1 protein-coding gene (running past one end of the window) is annotated in these 21825 nt (G+C 72.2%); it reads right to left on the reverse strand.

Going from position 1 to position 21825, the window contains the following annotated elements; genetic code table 11:
• On the reverse strand, positions 1-21825 hold the 3' portion of the coding sequence (locus ACWY4P_RS02105; protein WP_456208358.1) for a type I polyketide synthase. It continues 10749 nt past the right edge of the window; 21825 of the gene's 32574 nt are visible here — the last part of the coding sequence; its start codon lies beyond the right edge, outside the window — the gene reads right to left on this strand; the stop codon is at positions 1-3.

The raw sequence follows: 21825 nt of genomic DNA on the forward strand, positions 1-21825 counted from the left end.
TCAGGAGATGCCGAACTCCTTGCCGATGAAGTCGAACACCTCCTCGTCGGACGCCTGGAGCAGCTGCTCGTCGACTTCACCCGGGCCGTCGCCCAAGTCCTCGTCGCCCCACTGGGCGAGCAGCTTGGTCAGGCGTTCCCGGACCTGTAGACGCGTCTCCCGGCGGGTGGTGGCGGCGGCCAGCGTGGCCTCCAGCCGGTCGATCTCGGCGAGCACCTGGCCATGGCCGCCCGCTCCGCCGGCCGTGCCCGTCTCGTCGGCGCCGCCCGGCAGCAACTGCTCCAGCAGGTGCTGCGAGAGCGCGGTCGGGCTCGGGTAGTCGAATACCAGCGCCCGCTTCAACCGCAGTTGCGTGGCGGCGGCCAGCCGGTTGCTGAACTCCACCGCGGTCAGCGAGTCGAACCCGAGGTCGCGGAACGGCACGCCGGACTCGACCGCCTCGGCCGAGTCGTACCCGAGCACCGCCGCGGCCGTCTTGCGTACGAGCCCCACGACGGCCGAGACACGCTCCGGTTCGGGCATCCGCGCCAGCCGCTCACGCAGCGACTCGCCACTCCCGTCGACGGCCTCGTCCGACGCCGCCCGCATGGCGCGCCGGGCCGCCGGGATCTCGCTCAGCAGCGGGCTCGGCCGAACCGCGCTGAAGGTCGGCGCGAACCGTTCCCATGCGAGGGCCGAGACGAAGGCGGTCGGCTCCGCGCCGGTGACCAGCTGGGCCAGCGCCATCACCGCCAGCTTCGGGTCCATCGCGACCACACCGGCTCGCTGGGACACCGCCTCCGCCGGGGTGTCCGCGGCCATTCCGGCGCCGGCCCACAGTCCCCATGCCACCGAGGTGGCGGCGAGGCCCTCGGCGCGGCGCCGCTCGGCCAGCGCGTCCAGTACGGCGTTGGCCGCCGCGTAGTTCGCCTGACCACGACTGCCGAGCGCGCCGGAGGACGACGCGAACAGGGCGAACACCGTCAGGTCCAGATCGCGGGTCAGCTCGTCCAGCAGCAGCGCCGACGCCACCTTCGAGCGGAAGACCGGCTCATAGCGTTCGGGGGTGAGCCCGTCCATCAGGCCGTCGTCGAGCACACCTGCCGTGTGGACGACGCCGGTGAGCGGATGCTCGGCCGGGACGGCGGCCAAGAGGGCGGCCAGCGCGTCCCGGTCCGCCACGTCGCACGCGGCGATGGTGACCTGGGCACCCAGGGCGCTCAGCTCGGCGCGCAGGTCGTCCGCGCCGGGGGCATCGGGGCCACGACGGCTGGTCAGCAGCAGGTGCTCGGCGCCGTTGCCGGCCAGCCACCGGGCGACATGTCCGCCCAGCGCTCCCGTGCCACCGGTGATGAGCACCGTACCGCTCGGCTGCCACGGCTGGTCCGACGCCTCGGCCGGGGCCTGCACCATCCGCCTGCCGAACACGCCGGTGGAGCGGATCGCGACCTGGTCCTCCCCTGTGGGGGCGGCAAGCGCACTGGTGAAGCGGCCGATGATCCGGTCGTCCAGGTCACCGGGCAGGTCGATCAGGCCGCCCCAGCTGCGCGGGTACTCCAGCGCCGCGACCCGGCCAAGGCCCCAGACGGCATTCTGGAGCGGGGCCGTCGCCCGGTCCGAGCGGCCCAGCGACACCGCGCCCCGGGTGACCGCCCACACCGGCGCCTCGATCCCCGCGTCGCCCAGAGCCTGCATCAGGGTCGCGGTCAGCACCACTCCGGCCGGAACGGACGGATACTCGGGAAGGGCGGATTCGCTCAGCGCCAGCAGCGACACCACACCCGCGAACTCCGCGCCGTCCGGGCCACCGACGCGATCCGCGGCGCAGGACGCCAGGCGGTCGGCCAATGCGGCGCGATCGGCGTCCCCGACCTCCAGCCGCACCGTATCGGCTCCCACCGCGTCCGCCAGGGCGGACACCCACGCGTCGTCGGCCAGGCCCTGCGGAACGACCACCAGCCAGGTTCCCGACGGGGCTGCGGCGCCCGCGGTCACGGGCTTCCACGCGGTTCGGTAGCGCCAGCCGTCGACCGTGGAACGCTCGCGCCGCTGCCGCCGCCACGACGACAGCGCGGGCAGCACGGCGCCGAGCGAGTCGGTGTCGACCTCCAGCCGAGACGCCAGGGATTCCAGTTCCTCCTGTTCGACGGCGGCCCAGAACTCCGCGTCCACCGCTTCCTTGTCACCGGGCAGCGCCTCGACCTCGGCCGCCTCGGGCCAGAACCGCTGCCGCTGGAACGCGTAGGTCGGCAGTTCCATCCGGCGGGCGCCGGTCGCGGTGAAGAACCCGGCCCAGCCGGTGCGCACACCACGGACGAAGAGTTCGGCCAGCGACAGGGCGAAGCGGTCAAGTCCCCCTTGGTCGCGGCGCAGAGTGCCGGCGACCACGGCGGTCTCATCCGCGTCGTCGACCGTCTCCTGGACCGCGACAGTCAGCACCGGATGCGCGCTGACCTCGATGAACGCGCGGTGGCGCCGGGCCAGCAGCTCCCGGACGGCGGTCTCGAAGCCCACCGTCTGCCGCAGATTGCGGTACCAGTAGTCGGCGTCCATGCCCGTGGTGTCGAGCCACTCACCGGTCACCGTGGAGAAGAACGGAACCTCCACCGCGCGCGGGGCGACCGGCGCGAGCTCCGCCAACAACTCCTCACGAAGCTCCTCGACATGAGCAGAATGCGAAGCGTAGTCCACGGCGATCCGCCGCACCCGTACGTCCTCGCCGGTCCACTCCTCGATCAGCTCGTCCAGCGCCTCCCGGTCGCCCGACACCACGACAGACCGCGGCCCGTTGACAGCCGCGACCGACACCCGGCCGACCCAGCGCTCCAACCGCGCCTCAACCTCGGCCACCGGCAGCGGCACCGACGCCATACCCCCAGCACCCGCAAGCCGACCTGCGATCGCCTGGCTGCGCAGCGCCACCACCCGCGCGCCGTCCTCCAGCGACAGCGCACCCGCCACACAGGCAGCAGCGATCTCACCCTGGGAATGACCCACCACCGCATCCGGCTCGACGCCACAGGAACGCCACATGGCCGCCAGCGACACCATCACCGCCCACGACACCGGCTGCACCACATCCACCCGCTCCAACGACACAGCACCCTCGACCTGCCGCACCACATCCATCAACGACCAGTCGACAAACGGCGCCAGAGCCGCGGCGCACTCCCCCAGCCGCTCCGCGAACACCGGGGACTCATCCAGCAGCCGGGCCCCCATACCCGCCCACTGCGAACCCTGCCCCGGGAAGACAAACACCGACCTCCCCTCCACATCGGCGACCCCGCGCACCACCGCGGCCGCGGGATCGTCGTCGCCCAGGGCGCGCAGACCGGACAGCAGCTCCTCACGGTCACCGCCGACCACCACCGCCCGGTGCTCCAGCACCGACCGCGTGGACACCAGCGAGTGGCCGATGTCGGCCGGTGTCGCCTCAAGGTGGGCCTCCACGTGGGACAGCAGACTGACCGCCTGCCCACGCAAGGCCTCGGCCGTCCTCGCCGACACCACCCACGGCACCGCCACCGCGTCGACGGCGGGCGCGTCCTGCGCGCCCTCGACGTCCGCCGCGTCCTGGGGCGCCTGTTCCAGGATGGTGTGGGCGTTAGTGCCGCTCATGCCGAAGGAGGAGACACCGGCCCGGCGCGGACGGCCGTGCTCCGGCCACTCCGCGGCCTCGGTCAGCAGCTCCACCGCGCCGGTCGCCCAGTCCACATGCGTGGACGGCGCGTCCACATGGAGCGTCTTGGGCAGCACACCGTGCCGCAGCGCCATGACCATCTTGATCACACCGGCGACGCCCGAGGCGGACTGGGTGTGGCCGATGTTCGACTTGATGGAGCCGAGCCGCAGGGGCAGCTCCCGGTCCCGCCCGTAGGTGGCGAGCAGCGCCTGCGCCTCGATCGGATCACCCAGCGTGGTCCCCGTACCATGCGCCTCCACCGCGTCCACGTCCCCCGTGGACAACCCGGCGTTCGCCAGCGCCTGACGGATCACCCGCTGCTGCGACGGACCATTCGGCGCCGTCAACCCATTCGACGCACCATCCTGATTCACCGCCGAACCCCGCACCACCGCAAGCACCTCGTGCCCATTGCGGCGTGCGTCCGACAGCCGCTCCAGCACCACCAGGCCGACACCCTCCGACCAGCCGGTCCCGTCGGCGCCCTCCGCGAAGGACTTGCAGCGGCCGTCCCGCGCAAGTCCGCCCTGCTGCCGGAACTCCGCGAACCCCGCAGGGCTGGACATCACCGTCACGCCACCGGCCAACGCCAGCGAGCACTCGCCGCCGCGCAGCGCCTGCATCGCCATGTGCATCGCCACGAGCGAGGAGGAACATGCCGTGTCCACCGTGACCGCCGGGCCTTCCAGGCCGAAGGTGTAGGACAGCCGGCCGGACACCACGCTCGTCGCCTGGCCGGTCATCATGTGGCCGAGCGACTCCTCCGGGGCGACATAGCCGCCGCCGGTGGCGCCGATGAAGACACCCGCGTCGCTGCCGCGCAGCCCCGCCGGATCGATTCCGGCCCGCTCGAACACCTCCCACGCGGACTCCAGCAACAGCCGCTGCTGCGGGTCCATGGCCAGCGCCTCACGCGGCGAGATCCCGAAGAACCGGGCGTCGAACTCGGTGGCGTCGTGGACGAATCCGCCCTCGAAGGTGTTGTCCGCGTCGAGGTTCCAGCCCCGGTCGGCCGGGAACGGGGAGATCGCGTCGCGCTCCTCGCTCACCAAGCGCCACAGGTCCTCGGGCGACCGGACACCACCCGGGTAGCGGCAGCTCATCCCGACGATCGCGATCGGGTCGTCCGCGACACCCGGGGCGACGGCGGGGAGGGCCGAGCCGTCCGGGCCGGGCCGTTCCCCGAGCAGTTCGGCGCGGAGGTGGTCGACCAGCGCCGCCGGGGACGGGTAGTCGAAGACCAGAGTGGTGGGCAGGGCCAGGCCGGTCGCGGTGGCGAGCCGGTTGCGCAGCTCCACCGCCGTCAGCGAGTCGAAGCCGAGGTCCTTGAAGGCCCGGTCCGCCTCGATGGCGTCCCCGCCCGAGTGGCCGAGCACCAGGGCCACCTGTTCCCGGACGACGCCGAGCAGCAGATCGAGCCGTTCGTCGTCGTCCGGCAGGGCCCGCAGCCGTCCGCGCAGCGAGGTCAGCGACTCGTCGTCGTGCCGCAAAGGTGTGTCCGTGGTGAGCGCGCGCCGTACCCCGGGCAGGTCGCGCAGCAGCGCGCTCGGCCGGGCCAGGGTGAAGGCGGGGGCGAAGCGGTCCCAGTCGACGTCGGCGACCGCGACGGTCACGTCCCGGTTCCGCAGGGCGTTGCTCAATCCGGCGATGGCGATCTCCGGCGCCATGAGGACCAGTCCGCGGCGCGCCAGGTAGTCCTGGGCACCGTCGGCAGCCGCCATTCCGCCGTCGGCCCACGCGCCCCAGGCCACGGATGTCGCCGTCAGGCCCCGGGCCGTACGAGCCTCGGCCAGCGCGTCCAGGTAGGCGTTGGCCGCGCCGTAGGCGCTCTGCCCGCCGCTGCCCCAGGTGGCGGCGACCGAGGAGAAGAGCACGAAGAAGTCGAGGTCACGATCGCCGAGCAGCGAGTCGAGGTTGGCCGCGCCGAGCAGCTTGGCGGTCATCACCTCGGCCGTCTCGGCGTCGCTCGCGCCGTCCAGCGGCGCGCCCGCCTGGGCGATGCCCGCGGTGTGCACGACGCCGGTCAGGGGGCTGTCGTCGGGGATGCCGGCCAGCACGGCCGCCAGCGCCTCCCGGTCGGACACGTCGCAGGCGGCGACCGAGACCCGCGCGCCCAGCTCGGCGAGTTCGGCGCACAGTTCGCGGGCGCCCGGGGCGTCCGGCCCCCGACGGCTGGTCAGCACCAGATGCTCGGCCCCGCTGCGGGCGAGCCAGCGGGCCACGTGGCCACCCAGACCGCCGGTGCCACCGGTGATCAGGACCGTGCCGGTGGCGGTGAAGCCGGACTCGTCCACGTCCCGTTCGGCCGGGCAGTGGACGACGCGCCGGCCGAAGAGGCCGGAGGACCGCACCGCGATCTGATCCTCGTCACCGGCGCCGGACAGCACCGCGGCCAGCCGTCGACCGGCGGGCCGGTCCAGGGTGCCGGGCAGGTCGATCAGCCCGCCCCAGCGCCCCGGGTACTCCAGCGCCGCGACCCGGCCGAGGCCCCAGACGGCCGCCTGTGCCGGGCTCGGTGCGGTGTCCGCACGGCTCACCGACACCGCGCCCCGAGTGACGGTCCACAGGGGCGACTCGATGCCCGCGTCGCCCAGCGCCTGTACCAAGGTGGTCGTCAGGGCCACGCCCGCCGGTACGCCGGGGTGTCCGTCGGCGGCGTGCTCATACGCTGCGAGCAGGGAGAGAACGCCCGCGATCGGGCCCGATTCCGCTGCCGCCTCACGCAGCCGGCCGGCCAGTGCGGCGCGGTCCGGCTCGGTGATCTCGACACGTACCGCCGGGGTGGGCGTGGCCTCGGCCACGGAGGTCACCCACGCGTCGTCCGGCTGTTCGGCCGGGACGACCACGAGCCAGGTGCCGCGCTGGGCCTGGGGCGTCGGGTCGGCCAGCGGCGTCCAGCTGACCCGGTAGCGCCAGCCGTCCACGACCGACTGCTCACGCCGACGGCGGCGCCAGGTGGTAAGCGCGGGAAGCACCGTGCCGAGCGAGTCGCCGTCGACCTCCAGCCGCGAGGCCAGGGACTCCAGGTCCTCCCCCTCGACCGCGGCCCAGAAGTCCGTGTCCGCGTCCGCGAGGCCCGCGTCCGCGGCGGGCGTCGGCGCCAACACTTCCGGCCAGTAGCGCCGGCGTTGGAAGGCGTACGTCGGGAGGTCCACCCGATGAGCACCGGTGCCCGCGAAGAACGCCGGCCAGTCGACCTCCGCCCCATGGGCATACAGCCGGGCCAGCGCGGTGACCACGGCCCGCTCCTCCTCCACGCCCTTCCGCAGCGCGGAGGCCATCACCGTGGCGCCGGGTGACTGTTCCGACAGGCTCTCCTGCGCCATCGCCGACAGAACTCCATCGGGGCCGATCTCCAGATAGGCGCTCACGCCACGCCCATCCAGCCAGCGGACACCATCGGCGAACCGCACCGCCTCGCGCACCTGTCGCACCCAGTACTCCGGCGCACACACCAGCTCCGCCGTCGCCGGCTCACCGGTCAGGTTCGACACCAATGGCACCACCGGAGCGCCGTACGAGATGCCCCGGGCCACCCGCCCGAATTCCGCCACCATCCCATCCATCAAAACCGAGTGAAACGCATGCGAGACCCGCAAACGCCTAGTCTTGCGCCCCTCTCCCTCGAACCGTGTGGCGATCTCGAGCACCGCGGCCTCTTCGCCCGAGACCACCACCGAACGCGGCCCGTTCACCGCCGCGATCGACACCCGGTCACCGAGATACGGAGTGACCTCCTCCTCCGTCGCCTGGAGGGACACCATCGCCCCGCCCGACGGCAGCTCCCCCATCAGCCGGGCCCGAGCCGCCACCAGCGTGCACGCGTCCGCCAGCGAGAACACCCCCGCCACATGCGCCGCGGCGATCTCCCCGACCGAGTGCCCGGCCACGTAGTCCGGCCGCACTCCCCAGGACTCCACCAGCCGGAACAGCGCCACTTCCAGAGCGAACAGCGCCGGCTGCGTCCATGCCGTCTCATCCAGCAGCTCCGCCTCGGCCGAACCCGCTTCCGCGAACAGCACCTCACGCAACGGACGGTCCAGACGCACATCCAGGTGCGCGCACACCTCGTCCAGCGCCTCGGCGAACACCGGGAAGGCCTCGTACAGCTCCCGGCCCATCCCCGCCCGTTGGCTGCCCTGCCCCGAGAACAGGAACGCCACCACACGATCCTCCCGGGCCACCCCCCGCACCACATTCACATCCGACTCACCACACGCCACCGCCCGCAGGCCCTCCAGCACCCCGGTCCGCGCCCCCGCCAGCACCACACCACGCCGCTCGAACCCCGCCCGCGACGTCGCCAACGAAAACGCCAGATCCACCAGCGCCGGGCCGGACTCCTCCTCGACACGGGAAACCACCCGAGCCGCCTGCGCCCGCAGCGCCTCCTCCGACTTCCCGGACACCACAACCGGCACCACGCCCGGCTCCCGAGCGGGCACGGGGGGTGCCACCGGGCCATCGTCGGGCTTCGGCCACGGGCCCTGCTCCAGGATGGCGTGGGCATTGGTGCCACTGATGCCGAACGCCGATATGCCGACCCTGCGCGGGTGCCCGGTCTCCGGCCACGCGGCCTGCTCGGTCAGCAGCTCCACCGCACCGGACGACCAGTCCACGTGGGACGTCGGCTCGTCGATGTGCAGCGTCTTGGGCAGTACGCCGTGTCGCATCGCCATGACCATCTTGATCACGCTCGCGGCGCCGGCGGCCAGCTGGGTGTGGCCGAGGTTGGACTTGACCGAGCCCAGCAGCAGCGGTCGTGCGCGCTCCTGTCCGTAGGTGGCGATCAGGGCCTGGGCCTCGATCGGGTCGCCCAGGGTGGTCCCCGTGCCGTGCGCCTCCACCGCGTCGATGTCGTTCGCCGTCAGCTCGGCGTTGGTCAGCGCCTGGCCGATCACCCGCTGCTGCGAGGGGCCATTCGGCGCGGTCAGACCGTTCGACGCACCGTCCTGGTTGATCGCCGAGCCGCGCACCACCGCGAGCACGGGGTGGCCGTTGCGCCGGGCGTCCGACAGCCGCTCCACCAGGAGCAGCCCCACGCCCTCGGACAGGCTCATCCCGTCGGCCGATTCGGCGAACGCCTTGCACCGGCCGTCCGCGGCCATCCCGCGCTGGCGGCTGAACGCCAGGAACGAGCCGGGGGTGGTCATCACCGTGACACCACCGGCCAGCGCCAGCGTGCTCTCGCCGGTGCGCAGCGACTGGCACGCCAGGTGCAGCGCCACCAGCGACGAGGAGCACGCCGTGTCCAGGGTGACCGCCGGGCCCTCGAGGCCGAACAGATACGAGATCCGGCCCGACAGCACGCTCGGCACCGAGCTGGTGAGCATATAGCCCTCGGACCCCTCCGAGTCGGTGTGCGGGCCGAAGCCGTAGTCCTGGTAGCTGGAGCCGATGAACGTGCCCGTCAGGCTGCCCCTGACCGACGCGGGATCGATGCCGGCCCGCTCGAACGCCTCCCAGGACGTCTCCAGCAGCAACCGCTGCTGCGGGTCCATGGCCAGCGCCTCACGCGGCGAGATCCCGAAGAAACCCGCGTCGAACTCCCCCGCGTCGTGCAGGAACCCACCGCGCGTCGAGTATGTCTTGCCGGGCTTGTCCGGGTCCGGGTCGTACAGCCGTTCGGCGTCCCAGCCCCGGTCGGCGGGAAACTCGGAGATGACGTCCTGTCCGCCCGTGACCACCTCCCACAGCTGCTCCGGCGAACCGATCCCGCCCGGGAAACGGCAGGCCATACCGATGATCGCGATCGGCTCGTCGGATGCCGTGGAGACCGTGGGGGCGGGCGTACCCGGCCGCGCCACGGCCGAGCCCACGATCCGCGACCGCAGGAACTGCACCAGGGCCACGGGGCTCGGGTAGTCGAAGACCAGAGTGCTCGGCAGTGTCAGACCGGTGGCCCTGGCCACCCGGTTGCGCAGGTCCACCGCGGTCAGCGAGTCGAACCCGACGTCGCGGAACGCCCGGCGCTCCGAGATCGCCTCCGGGGAGGCGTGCCCCAGTACCGCCGCCGCCTCGGCGCGCACCAGGTCCATCAGCGCACGCTCCCCCTCGGCGGCGGACAGGCCGCGGATACGCGCGGCGAACTCGCCGTCCGCGGAGGCGGCGACGGTGTCCTCGGCCCTCTGGAGGATCCCGCGTACCTCGGGCACCTCGTTGAACAGCGGGCTGGGGCGCACCGAGGTGTAGACCGAGTAGTAACGCTCCCAGTCGATGTCGGCGATGGTCAGCAGCGTCTCGTCGTCGTCCAGCGCGCGCCGCAGGCCGGTGTGGGCGGGCTCGGGCTGCATATAGCGCAGACCGCTGCCGAGGATCTGCTGCGGGTTCACCCGCATCTGGTCGTCGCGCCAGATGCCCCATGCGATCGAGGTGGCGCGCAGACCATGGGCGCGCCGGTGTTCCGCCAGCGCCTCCAGGTAGGAGTTGGCCGCCCCGTAGGCGCCGTGGTCACCGCTGCCCCAGATGCCCGCGATTGACGAGTAGTACACGACGGCGTCCAGTTGCTCTTCGTCCAGCAGCTCGTGCAGATGGCGGGCGCCGGAGACCTTGGCGTCGACGACCGCCGCGAACGTCTCGTGGTCGGTGGCGGACAGCGAGACCAGATCGATGAACGCGGCCACATGGACGGCGGTGCGGATGATCCGCCCCTCGTCCTGGAGCCGGGCGAGCAGCCCGGCCACCGCGTTCCGGTCCGCCACATCGCAGGCCACGACCTCCACGGTCGTCCCCAGCTCGGCCAGCTCGGCCACCAGCTCGGCGGCGCCGGACGCCGCCATGCCGCGACGGCTGGTCAGCACCAGGTGTTCGGCCCCGTTGTGCGCGAGCCACCGGGCCAGATACTGGCCCAGCACACCGGTACCGCCGGTGATCAGCGTGGTGCCGCGCGGCTGCCAACGTCCCCTGGGCGCAGGGTCGTCGACGGGTGTCCGCACCACGCGGCGTACGAACACTCCGGAGGGCCGGATCGCGAACTCGTCCTCGCCGTCCTCGCCGTCCGTCCCGGCGAGTGCGCTGACCAGCCGTTGTGCCGCGCGCTGGTCGAGTTCGGCGGGCAGGTCCACCAGGCCGCCCCAGCGGCGCGGGTGCTCCAGGGCGGCCGTCCGCCCCAGGCCGAGGACCTGCGCCTGCACCGGGCTGGTCAGGCGGTCCGAACGGCCGGTCGACACGGCTCCCCGGGTGAGGCACCACAGCGGTGCCCCGGCGCCGATGTCGTCCAGCGCCTGCACCAGCGCCAGGCTCAGCGCGAGCCCGGAGGGCAGCGTCGGGTAGGTGGCGCTCGGCTGCTCGGCGAAGGCCAGGACCGACACCATGCCGCGGATGTCCTCGATGTCGTCGACGCCTTGCAGCCGGGACGCGAGTTCGGCGCGGTCCACACACGACTCGTCCAGCTCCAGCCGCCGGACCTGTGCGCCGTGTCCCGCGAGGGCCGCGGTCACCTCGTCGTCCGCGATGCCGTCGGCGGTGACGACCAGCCAGGTCCCGGTCAGCACGGGCACCGAGGACGTACGCAGCGGCCGCCACTCGGTGCGGTAGCGCCAGGAGTCCACGGTGGACTCCTCACGGCGCCTGCCCCGCCAGGCGGAGAGCGCGGGCAGCACCGCGCCCAGCGAGCCTCCGTCGATCTCCAGCCAGTCGGCGAGGGATTCCAGGTCTTCCTGTTCGACGGCGGACCAGAACTCCGCATCCGCCGTGTCGGTCTCCGCGGACGGGGTGCCGGGCCTGGCCTCGTCCGGCCAGAAACGCTCGCGCTGGAACGCGTAGGTGGGCAGATCGACGCGGTGGGCACCGGTGTCCGCGAACACGCCGGCCCAGGCGACGTCGACGCCGCAAACGAAGACCTCGGCCAGCGAGGTCAGGAAACGGTCGAGACCGCCCTCGTCCCGCCGCAGCGTGCCAACCGTGACGGCGTGGTCGCCGGTGGCGTCGATGGTCTCCTGCACTGCCATCGTGAGCACGGGGTGGGAGCTGATCTCGATGAACGCCTGGTGTTCCTGGGCCAGCAGGGCCCGGATGGCCGGCTCGAAGCCCACCGTCTGCCGCAGATTGCGGTACCAGTAGCCGGCGTCCATGCCCGTGGTGTCGAGCCAGTCACCGGTCACCGTGGAGAAGAACGGCACCTCACAGGCGCGCGGGCACAGCGGCGCCAGTCGCTCCAGCAGTTCCCCGTGAACCTCCTCCACATGCGCGGAGTGCGAGGCGTAGTCCACGGCGATCCGCCGCACCCGCACCTCCTCGCCCGTCAACTCCTCGATCAGCTCGTCCAGCGCCTCCCGGTCACCCGACACCACCACCGACCGCGGCCCGTTGACCGCGGCGACCGACACCCGGCCGGCCCAGCGCTCCAACCGCGACTCCACCTCGGCGACCGGCAGCGGCACCGACGCCATACCCCCAGCACCCGCAAGCCGACCCGCGATCGCCTGACTCCGCAACGCCACCACCCGCGCGCCGTCCTCCAGCGACAGCGCACCCGCCACGCAGGCAGCAGCGATCTCACCCTGGGAGTGGCCCACCACCGCATCCGGCTCCACACCACAAGAACGCCACATGGCCGCCAGCGACACCATCACCGCCCACGACACCGGCTGCACCACATCCACCCGCTCCAACGACACAGCACCCTCGCCTTGCCGTACTACGTCCATCAGCGACCAGTCGATGAACGGCGCCAGAGCCGCAGCACACTCGGCCAGCCGCTCCGCGAACACCGGAGACTCACCCTGCAGCCGGGCACCCATCCCCGCCCACTGCGAACCCTGCCCCGGGAAGACGAACACCGACCTCCCCTCCACATCAGCCACACCCCACACCACACCCGCCGCCGGTTCCTCATCACCCAGAGCACGCAGGCCCGACAGCAACTCCTCACGGCCACCGCCGACCACCACCGCCCGGTGCTCCAACACCGACCGCGTGGACACCAGCGAGTGGCCGACGTCGGCCGGCGTCACCTCGGGGTGACTCTCCACGTGGGAGGACAGGTTGACGGACAGCTCGCGCAGCGCACGGTCGCTCTTGGCGGACACCACCCAGGGCAGGGCGGCAGGGGTCACGGCAGGGATCTCCTGGTCGGCCGGGATCGGCTCGGCGCGCAGCGGGGCCTGCTCCAGGATCGTGTGCACGTTGGTGCCGCTGACGCCGAACGCGGAGACACCGGCCCGGCGCGGACGCCCGGTCTCCGGCCACTCCATCGGCTCGGTCAACAGCTCCACCGCACCCGCCGACCAGTCCACATGGGTCGACGGCGCGTCCACATGGAGCGTCTTGGGCAGCACACCGTGCCGCAGCGCCATGACCATCTTGATCACACCGGCCATACCGGCCGCCACCTGGGTGTGCCCGATGTTCGACTTCACCGACCCGAGCCGCAGGGGCAGCTCCCGGTCCCGCCCGTAGGTGGCGAGCAGCGCCTGCGCCTCGATCGGATCACCCAGAGTGGTCCCCGTACCGTGCGCCTCCACCGCATCCACGTCCACCGGGCCGAGACCGGCGTTCGCCAGCGCCTGACGGATCACCCGCTGCTGCGACGGACCATTCGGCGCCGTCAACCCATTCGACGCACCATCCTGATTCACCGCCGAACCCCGCACCACCGCAAGCACCTCATGCCCATGGCGCCGCGCGTCCGACAGCCGCTCCAACACCACCAGGCCGACACCCTCCGACCAGCTCGTTCCGGCGGCCGAGTCGGCGAACGAGCGGCACCGGCCGTCCGGGGCCAGCCCGCCCTGCTCGGTGAACTCGCCGAAACCGACCGGTGTCGACATCATCGTGACACCGCCCGCCAGCGCCAGCGAGCACTCGCCGGTGCGCAGCGCCTGGGCGGCGAGGTGCATCGCCACCAGCGAGGAGGAACACGCGGTGTCCACCGTGACGGCCGGGCCTTCGAGGCCGAAGGTGTAGGACAGCCGCCCCGAGATCACACTGGTGGCCTGACCCGTCATATGGTGGCCGCGGGACTCCTGCGGGGGAAGGTAGCCGAAGCCGGTCGCGCCGATGAAGACGCCCGCGTCGGTGCCTCGGACCGAGTCGGGATCGATGCCCGCACGCTCGAACACCTCCCACGCGGACTCCAGCAGCAGCCGCTGCTGTGGGTCCATGGCCAGCGCCTCACGGGGCGAGATCCCGAAGAAGCCCGCGTCGAACTCGGTGGCGTCGTAGAGGAAACCGCCCTCGAAGCCGGTACCCCCGTCCAGTCGCCAGCCGCGGTCGGTGGGCAGTTCGGCGATGGCGTCGCGCCCCTCGGCGACCAGCCGCCACAGGTCTTCCGGGGACCGGACCCCGCCCGGGTAGCGGCAGCTCATCCCGACGATCACGATCGGGTCGTCCGCGACCCCCGGGGCGATGGCCGTCGGCACGATCACCTCGCCGTGCTCGCCGAGCAGCTCACGCAGCAGGAATTCGGCCAGTACGGTCGGGGTGGGGTAGTCGAACACCAGCGTGGCGGGCAGCCGAAGCCCGGTCGCGCCGCCGAGCCGGTTGCGCAGCTCGACCGCGGTCAGCGAGTCGAAGCCCAGCTCGCGGAACTCCCGCCGGACCTCCACCGCGTCCGGCGACGGGTGCCCCAGCACGGCGGCCGCCTGACCGCGTACGAGATCGATCAGCAGGCGCAGGCGGTCGGCCTCGCGCAGCCCGGCGAGCCGACGAGTCAGCGCGGTGGCCGCCCCGGAATCGGAGGCGGAGGCACCGCCGGCCGTCCTGCGGTTCGTGCGGACCAGACCGCGCAGCAGCCCCGGGACCTGGGCCTGCGCCCGGAGCGCGGCGAGGTTGAGGCGCACGGGGGCCACCACTGGCTCGTCGCAGATGACCGCCGCGTCGAACAGCGCGACGCCCTGTTCCTCGGTCAGGAGCGGCATTCCCGCCGCGTTGAGCCGGTGAATGTCGGTATCGGTGAGCTCGCTGGTCATGCCGCCGTCCTGGGCCCACGGCCCCCACAGCAGCGACTGGCCGGGCAGGCCCTCGGCCCTGCGGTGGTTGGCCAGCGCGTCGAGGAAGGCGTTGGCCGCGGCGTAGCTGCCGAGACCCACGCTGCCGAGCTGGCCCGCGACCGAGGAGTACGTCACGAACGCGGCCAGGTCCCGGTCGCGGGTCAGCTCATGCAGCTGCCAGGCCGCATCCGCCTTCGGGCCGAAGACCGTGGCCAGCCGCTCGGGGGACAGCGAGGTGATCAGGCCGTCGTCGAGCACGGCCGCGGTGTGGATGACCGCGGTCAGCGGGTGCTCCGCGGGAACCTCGGCGAGCAGCGCGGTCAGCGCGTCGCGGTCCGCCACGTCGCACGCGGCGATGGTGACCTCGGCACCGCGGGCGCTCAGCTCTTCCCGCAGTTCGGGCGCGCCGGGCGCGTCCGGCCCGCGGCGGCTGACCAGCAGCAGGTGCTTCATACCCCGTTCGTTGGCGAGATGGCGAGCAAGTTTGCTGCCGAGACCGCCCGTACCCCCGGTGATCAGCACAGTGCCCTCGGGGTCCCACTCACGCGGCATCGTCAGCACGATCTTGCCCGTGTGCCTGGCCTGACTCATGAAGCGGAAGGCGTCCCGCGCCCGCCGCACATCCCACGTGGTAACCGGAAGCGGCCGCAGCGCACCCGCGCCGAACAACTCCATCAGCTCGACCAGCATCCCCTGTGTCCGGTCGAGACCGGCCTCCGCCAGATCAAACGGCCGGTAGTCACCGTCCACCGTCTCCGCGTCGCGGATATCGGTCTTGCCCATCTCCAGGAACCGGCCACCCGACCGCAGCAACCGCACCGACGCGTCGATGAACTCCCCCGCGAGCGAGTTGAGCACCACATCCACACCCCGACCACCGGTCACCCCGAGGAACCGCTCCTCGAAATCGGTCGTACGGGAAGAGGCGATGTGGTCGTCCGGGATCCCCAGCGAGCGCAACGTGTCCCACTTGCCCTCACTCGCCGTCGCGAACACCTCCGCACCCAGATGCCGCGCCAGCTGAACCGCCGCCATACCCACACCACCGGCACCCGCATGCACCAACACCGACTCACCCGCCGACAACCCCGCCAGGCCCACCAGACCGTAATACGCCGTCAGGAACGCCACCGGCACCGCCGAGGCATCCTCCAACGACCACGCGTCAGGGACCCTCACCAGCGCACGCTGATCGGCGACGGCGACCGGGCCGAACGCGCCCTGCACCATTCCGAGAACCCGGTCCCCGACGCGGAGTCCGGTCACCTCGGGGCCGGTCTCGACGACCACGCCGGCGGCCTCGCTGCCCATCGGGCCGGGGTCGCCCGGGTACATGTCCAGTGCGTTGAGCACATCGCGGAAGTTGAGTCCGGCGGCGTGTACGGCCACTCGTATCTCACCGGCGGCCAACCGCTCCGGAGCCTCGGGCCAGGCGAGCAGTTCGAGGGCGTCCAGGCTGCCCTTGCGCCTGCTCTCCAGCCGCCACGGCACACCGCCGTAAGGAGGCATCAGTCCACCGGAGGAGGCCACCGGGGCCAGTCGGCCGACGCGTACGACGCCGTCACGTACCACCGTCTGCGGCTCGCCGGCCGCGAGCACGTCGGTCAGTACCTCGGCGGCTTCCTGCTGACGGTCGAGGTCCACCAGGAGGAACTGTCCCTGGTTCTCCGTCTGCGCCGAGCGCAGCAGGCCCCACGCTGCCGCCGCGGCCGGATCCGTCACCGTGTCACCGTCGACCGCCGCTATCGCGCCACGCGTGACGAACACCAGGCGGGAGTCCGCGAACCGCTCGTCGGCCGCCCAGTGCTGGACCAGTCCCAGCACCCGGGCCGTGACCTCGCGCAGCGAACCCGCCATATCGGTGGACTCGGCGGAGCCGGTGAGGCCGGTGGCGCCGACCTCGACCGTCACCACGTCCGGCACCGACTCCAGAGACGCCAGGTGCGCGAGCGCGTCCGTGGCCGAACCGGCGAAGTCCAGCTCGGCCACGTCCAGCTCGCCGTCGGGTTGCGGGACGGCCGGGGCCACCACCCAGTCCAGCCGGTACAGCGACTCGTGGTCGCGGTCGCCGCTGTGGCCGGTGGCGAGTTGCTCGGCGGACACCGGGCGGATGGCCACGGACTCGACCGAGATGACGGGCGCACCAGCCGGGTCGGCCGCGGCCAGGGTCAGCGACCCGGTGGCGTCGTGGACCAGCCGCACCCGCAGCACGGAGGCCCCGTTGGCGTGCAGGGAGACACCGCTCAGCGAGAACAGCAGCCGGCCCCGCTCCGACTCCGGGTCCGACCCCGGGAGGTCGGCGAACGATACGGCGTGCAGCGCCGCGTCCAGCAGGGCCGGGTGCATCGCGAACGACTTGGCGTCGTTCACCTGCTCCGGCAGCGCGACCTCGGCGAACACCTCGTCCTCGGTCCGCCACACCGCGCGCAGCCCCTGGAACACCGGGCCGTATGCGACGCCGCCCTCGGCGAACCGCTCGTAGAACCCTTCCGTGTCAGCGACGACCGCGCCGGTGGGCGGCCACACGGTGGCATCGAAGTCGGCTGTCCGCCCACCGTGTGCCAGCACACCGGTGGCGTGCTGCAACCACGGCTGCTCGGCCGCGTCCGCGGGCCGCGAGTACACGCTGAGGCTGCGGCGGCCGGAGGGATCCGGTGCGCCCACCCGCAGCTGGACCGCGACCGCCTCGCGCTCCGGCACCACCAGGGGTGCCGCGAGGGTGAGTTCGTCGACCAGGTCGCAGCCCACCTGGTCCCCGGCGCGGATCGCCAGCTCCAGGAAACCGGTCCCCGGGAACAGCACCACACCGCCGACGGCGTGGTCGGCCAGCCAGGGGTGCGACCGCAGCGACAGGCTGCCCGTGAGCAGCAGGCCCTCGGAGTCCGCCAGTTCCACGGCGGCTCCCAGCAGGGGATGTTCCGGGGACACCAGACCGGCGGCGGTCACATCGCCTGTCCGCGTGGACTCGGAGGGCCAGTAGCGCTGTCGCTGGAAGGCGTAGGTGGGGAGGTCGACGCGGTGGGCGCCGGTGTCCGCGAACACACTCCCCCAGTCGACGGCGCCACCACGGACGAAGACCTCCGCCAGCGAGGCCAGGAACCGGTCACTGCCGCCCTGGTCCCGGCGCAGAGTGCCCGCGACCACAGCGGTCACGTCGATATCGTCGACCGTCTCCTGGACCGCGACGGTCAGCACCGGATGCGCGCTGACCTCGATGAACGCGCGGTGGCGCCGGGCCAGCAGCTCCCGGACGGCGGTCTCGAAGCCCACCGTCTGCCGCAGATTGCGGTACCAGTAATCGGCGTCCATGCCCGTGGTGTCGAGCCACTCACCGGTCACCGTGGAGAAGAACGGAACCTCCACCGCGCGCGGGGCGACCGGCGCGAGCTCCGCCAACAACTCCTCACGGAGCTCCTCGACATGAGCAGAATGCGAAGCGTAGTCCACGGCGATCCGCCGCACCCGTACGTCCTCGCCCGTCAACTCCTCGATCAGCTCGTCCAGCGCCTCCCGGTCACCCGACACCACCACCGACCGCGGCCCGTTGACAGCCGCGACCGACAGCCGGCCGACCCAGCGCTCCAACCGCGACTCCACCTCGGCCACCGGCAGCGGCACCGACGCCATACCCCCAGCACCCGCAAGCCGACCCGCGATCGCCTGACTCCGCAACGCCACCACCCGCGCGCCATCCTCCAACGACAGCGCACCCGCCACACAGGCAGCAGCGATCTCACCCTGGGAATGACCCACCACCGCATCCGGCTCGACGCCACAGGAACGCCACATGGCCGCCAGCGACACCATCACCGCCCACGACACCGGCTGCACCACATCCACCCGCTCCAACGACACAGCACCCGGCACCTGCCGCACCACATCCATCAACGACCAGTCGATGAACGGCGCAAGCGCAGCAGCGCACTCCCCCAGCCGCTCCGCGAACACCGGGGACTCCTCCAACAGCCGGGCCCCCATACCCGCCCACTGCGAACCCTGCCCCGGGAAGACAAACACCGACTTCCCCTCGACATCCGCGACCCCGCGCACCACCGCGGCCGCGGGATCGTCATCGCCCAGGGCACGCAGACCCGACAGCAGCTCCTCACGGTCACCGCCCACCACCACCGCCCGGTACTCCAGCACCGACCGCGTGGACACCAGCGAGTAGCCCACATCCATGGGCCTCAGCTCCTGGCCGGCCTCCACCTGCGCCAGCAGCCTGACCGCCTGCCCACGCAGCGCCGCAGCCGTCTTCGCCGACACCACCCACGGCAGGGCAGCAGGGGTCACGGCGGGAAGGCCGGGGTCAGCCGGCTTCGGCTCGGCAAGCTGTGGTGCCTGCTCCAGGATGGCGTGCACGTTGGTGCCGCTGACACCGAACGCGGAGACACCACCCCGGCGCGGACGCCCGGTCTCGGGCCACTCCATCGGCTCGGTCAACAGCTCGACCGCGCCCGCCGACCAGTCCACATGGGTCGACGGCGTGTCCACATGGAGCGTCTTGGGCAGCACACCGTGCCGCAGCGCCATGACCATCTTGATCACACCGGCGACACCGGCCGCCAGCTGGGTGTGTCCCATGTTGGACTTGATGGAGCCGAGCCGCAGGGGCAGCTCCCGGTCCCGCCCGTAGGTGGCGAGCAGCGCCTGCGCCTCGATCGGGTCACCCAGCGTGGTCCCCGTACCGTGCGCCTCCACCGCGTCCACATCCACCGGGCCGAGACCGGCGTTCGCCAGCGCCTGACGGATCACCCGCTGCTGCGACGGACCATTCGGCGCCGTCAACCCATTCGACGCACCGTCCTGGTTCACCGCAGAACCCCGCACCACCGCAAGCACCTCGTGCCCATTGCGGCGTGCGTCCGACAGCCGCTCCAGGATGACCAGGCCGACACCCTCCGACCAGCCTGTTCCGGCGGCCGAGTCGGCGAACGGGCGGCAGCGGCTGTCCGGGGAGAGCCCACCGTGCTGGTCGAACTCCCCGAAGGCCGCCGGGGTGGCCATCACCGTCACCCCGCCCGCCAGCGCCAAGGAGCATTCGCCCGAGCGCAGCGACTGCGCCGCCAGGTGAATGGTGACCAGCGACGACGAACACGCGCTGTCCACCGTCAGCGCCGGGCCTTCGAGGCCGAAGGTGTAGGACAGCCGCCCGGACGCGACGCTGGTCAGCAGGCCGGTCATCTGATGGCCGCGGGACTCCTCCGGCGGCACGTAGCCGCCGCTGGCGGCGCCGATGAAGACACCGGTGTCGGTGCCGCGCAGGCCGGCCGGGTCGATGCCGGCGCGCTCGAAGACCTCCCACGAGGTCTCCAGCAGCAGCCTCTGCTGCGGGTCCATCGCCAGCGCCTCACGCGGCGAGATCCCGAAGAAGCCTGCGTCGAACTCAGTGGCGTCGTAGAGGAAACCGCCCTCGAAGGCGAGGTCGCCGTAGACCTGCCAGCCGCGGTCCGTGGGGAGTTCGGCGATGGCGTCCCGGCCCTCGGCGACCAGCCGCCACAGGTCCTCGGGCGACCGGACCCCGCCCGGGTAGCGGCAGCTCATCCCGACGATCACGATCGGGTCGTCCATGGATCCGGATGTCGCGGCGACAGGGGCCACCACCTCGCCGCGTTGGCCCACGAGCTCCGAGAGCAGATGCTCCGCGAGGACGATCGGAGTGGGGTAGTCGAAGACGAGTGTGGACGGCAGGCGCAGCCCGGTGGCCGTGTTCAGCCGGTTGCGCAGTTCAATGGCGGTCAGTGAGTCGAAGCCGAGCTCGCGGAACTCCCGGCGCGCTTCGACGGCCTCGGCCGAGGCATGTCCGAGGACCGCGGCCGCCTGGCCACGGATGAGGTCCACCAGGACGGGTGCGCGCTCGGACTCCGCCACTGCCGCCAGCTGCCGGGTGAGCGCGGCCGCCGCACCCGACGCGGACACCGATGCCGCTGCCGCCGCACGGCGGGTGGTGCGGACCAGCCCGCGCAGCAGGCTCGGCACCTCGGGCTGCGCACGGAGCGCGGCGAGGTCCAGACGTACGGGCGCCACCACCGGCTCGTCGCAGGACGTCGCCGCGTCGAAGAGGGCCATGCCCTCCTCGCCGTTGATCGGCGGCAGGCCGGCGGCGCTCATGCGCTGGATGTCGGCGTCGGTGAGCTTGCCGGTCATGCCGCTTTCATGGGCCCACAGGCCCCATACGAGCGACTGGCCGGCGAGCCCCGCCGTCCGGCGCCCGCGGGCCAGGGCGTCGAGGGCGGCGTTGGCGGCGGCGTAGTTGGCCTGACCCGCGTTGCCCATCACCCCGGCGAGCGAGGAGAACGTCACGAAGGCGGCCAGGTCCAGGTCGCGGGTGAGCTCATGCAGGTGCCACGCGGCGTCCACCTTCGGCCGCAGCACGGCGCTGAGCCGCTCCGGAGTCAGCGCCCCCACCACACCGTCGTCCAGCACACCCGCCGCATGCACCACAGCCGTCAGCGGATGCTCCGCCGGAACCGACGCCAGCACACCCGCCACCGCATCCCGGTCCGACACATCACACGCCACCACCGACACCTCGGCACCCAGCGCCACCAACCCATCCCGCAACTCCACCGCACCCGGAGCATCCAGCCCACGACGGCTCGTCAACACCACATGCCGCACCCCATGCGCAGCCACCACATGCCGAGCCAGCACACTCCCCAGACCGCCCGTACCCCCGGTGATCAGCACAGTGCCCTCGGGGTCCCACTCACGCGGCATCGTCAGCACGATCTTGCCCGTGTGCCTGGCCTGACTCATGCACCGGAAGGCGTCCCGCGCCCGCCGCACATCCCAGGTCGTCACCGGAAGCGGCCGAAGGGTTCCCGCCTCGAACAACTCCATCAGCTCGACCAGCATGCTCTGTAGGCGCTCAGGGCCCGCGTCGACCAGGTCGAACCAGATGTACGTCGCGTCGGTGAAACTGTCGGCGTCGCGGATGTCCAGCTTGCCCATCTCGATGAATCGGCCGCCCGGGCGCAGCAGCCGCGCGGACGCGTCGATGAACTCGCTTGCGAGCGAGTTGAGCACCACGTCCACGCCCCGCCCGCCGGTCACCTCGAGGAACCGCTCCTCGAAGTCCGTTGTACGGGACGAGGCGATGTGGTCGTCCGGGATCCCCAGCGAGCGCAGCGTGTCCCACTTGCCCTCACTCGCCGTCGCGAACACCTCCGCACCGAGATGCTGGGCCAGCTGAATCGCCGCCATACCCACACCACCGGCACCCGCATG

This window comes from Streptomyces sp. LZ34, assembly GCF_053890475.1.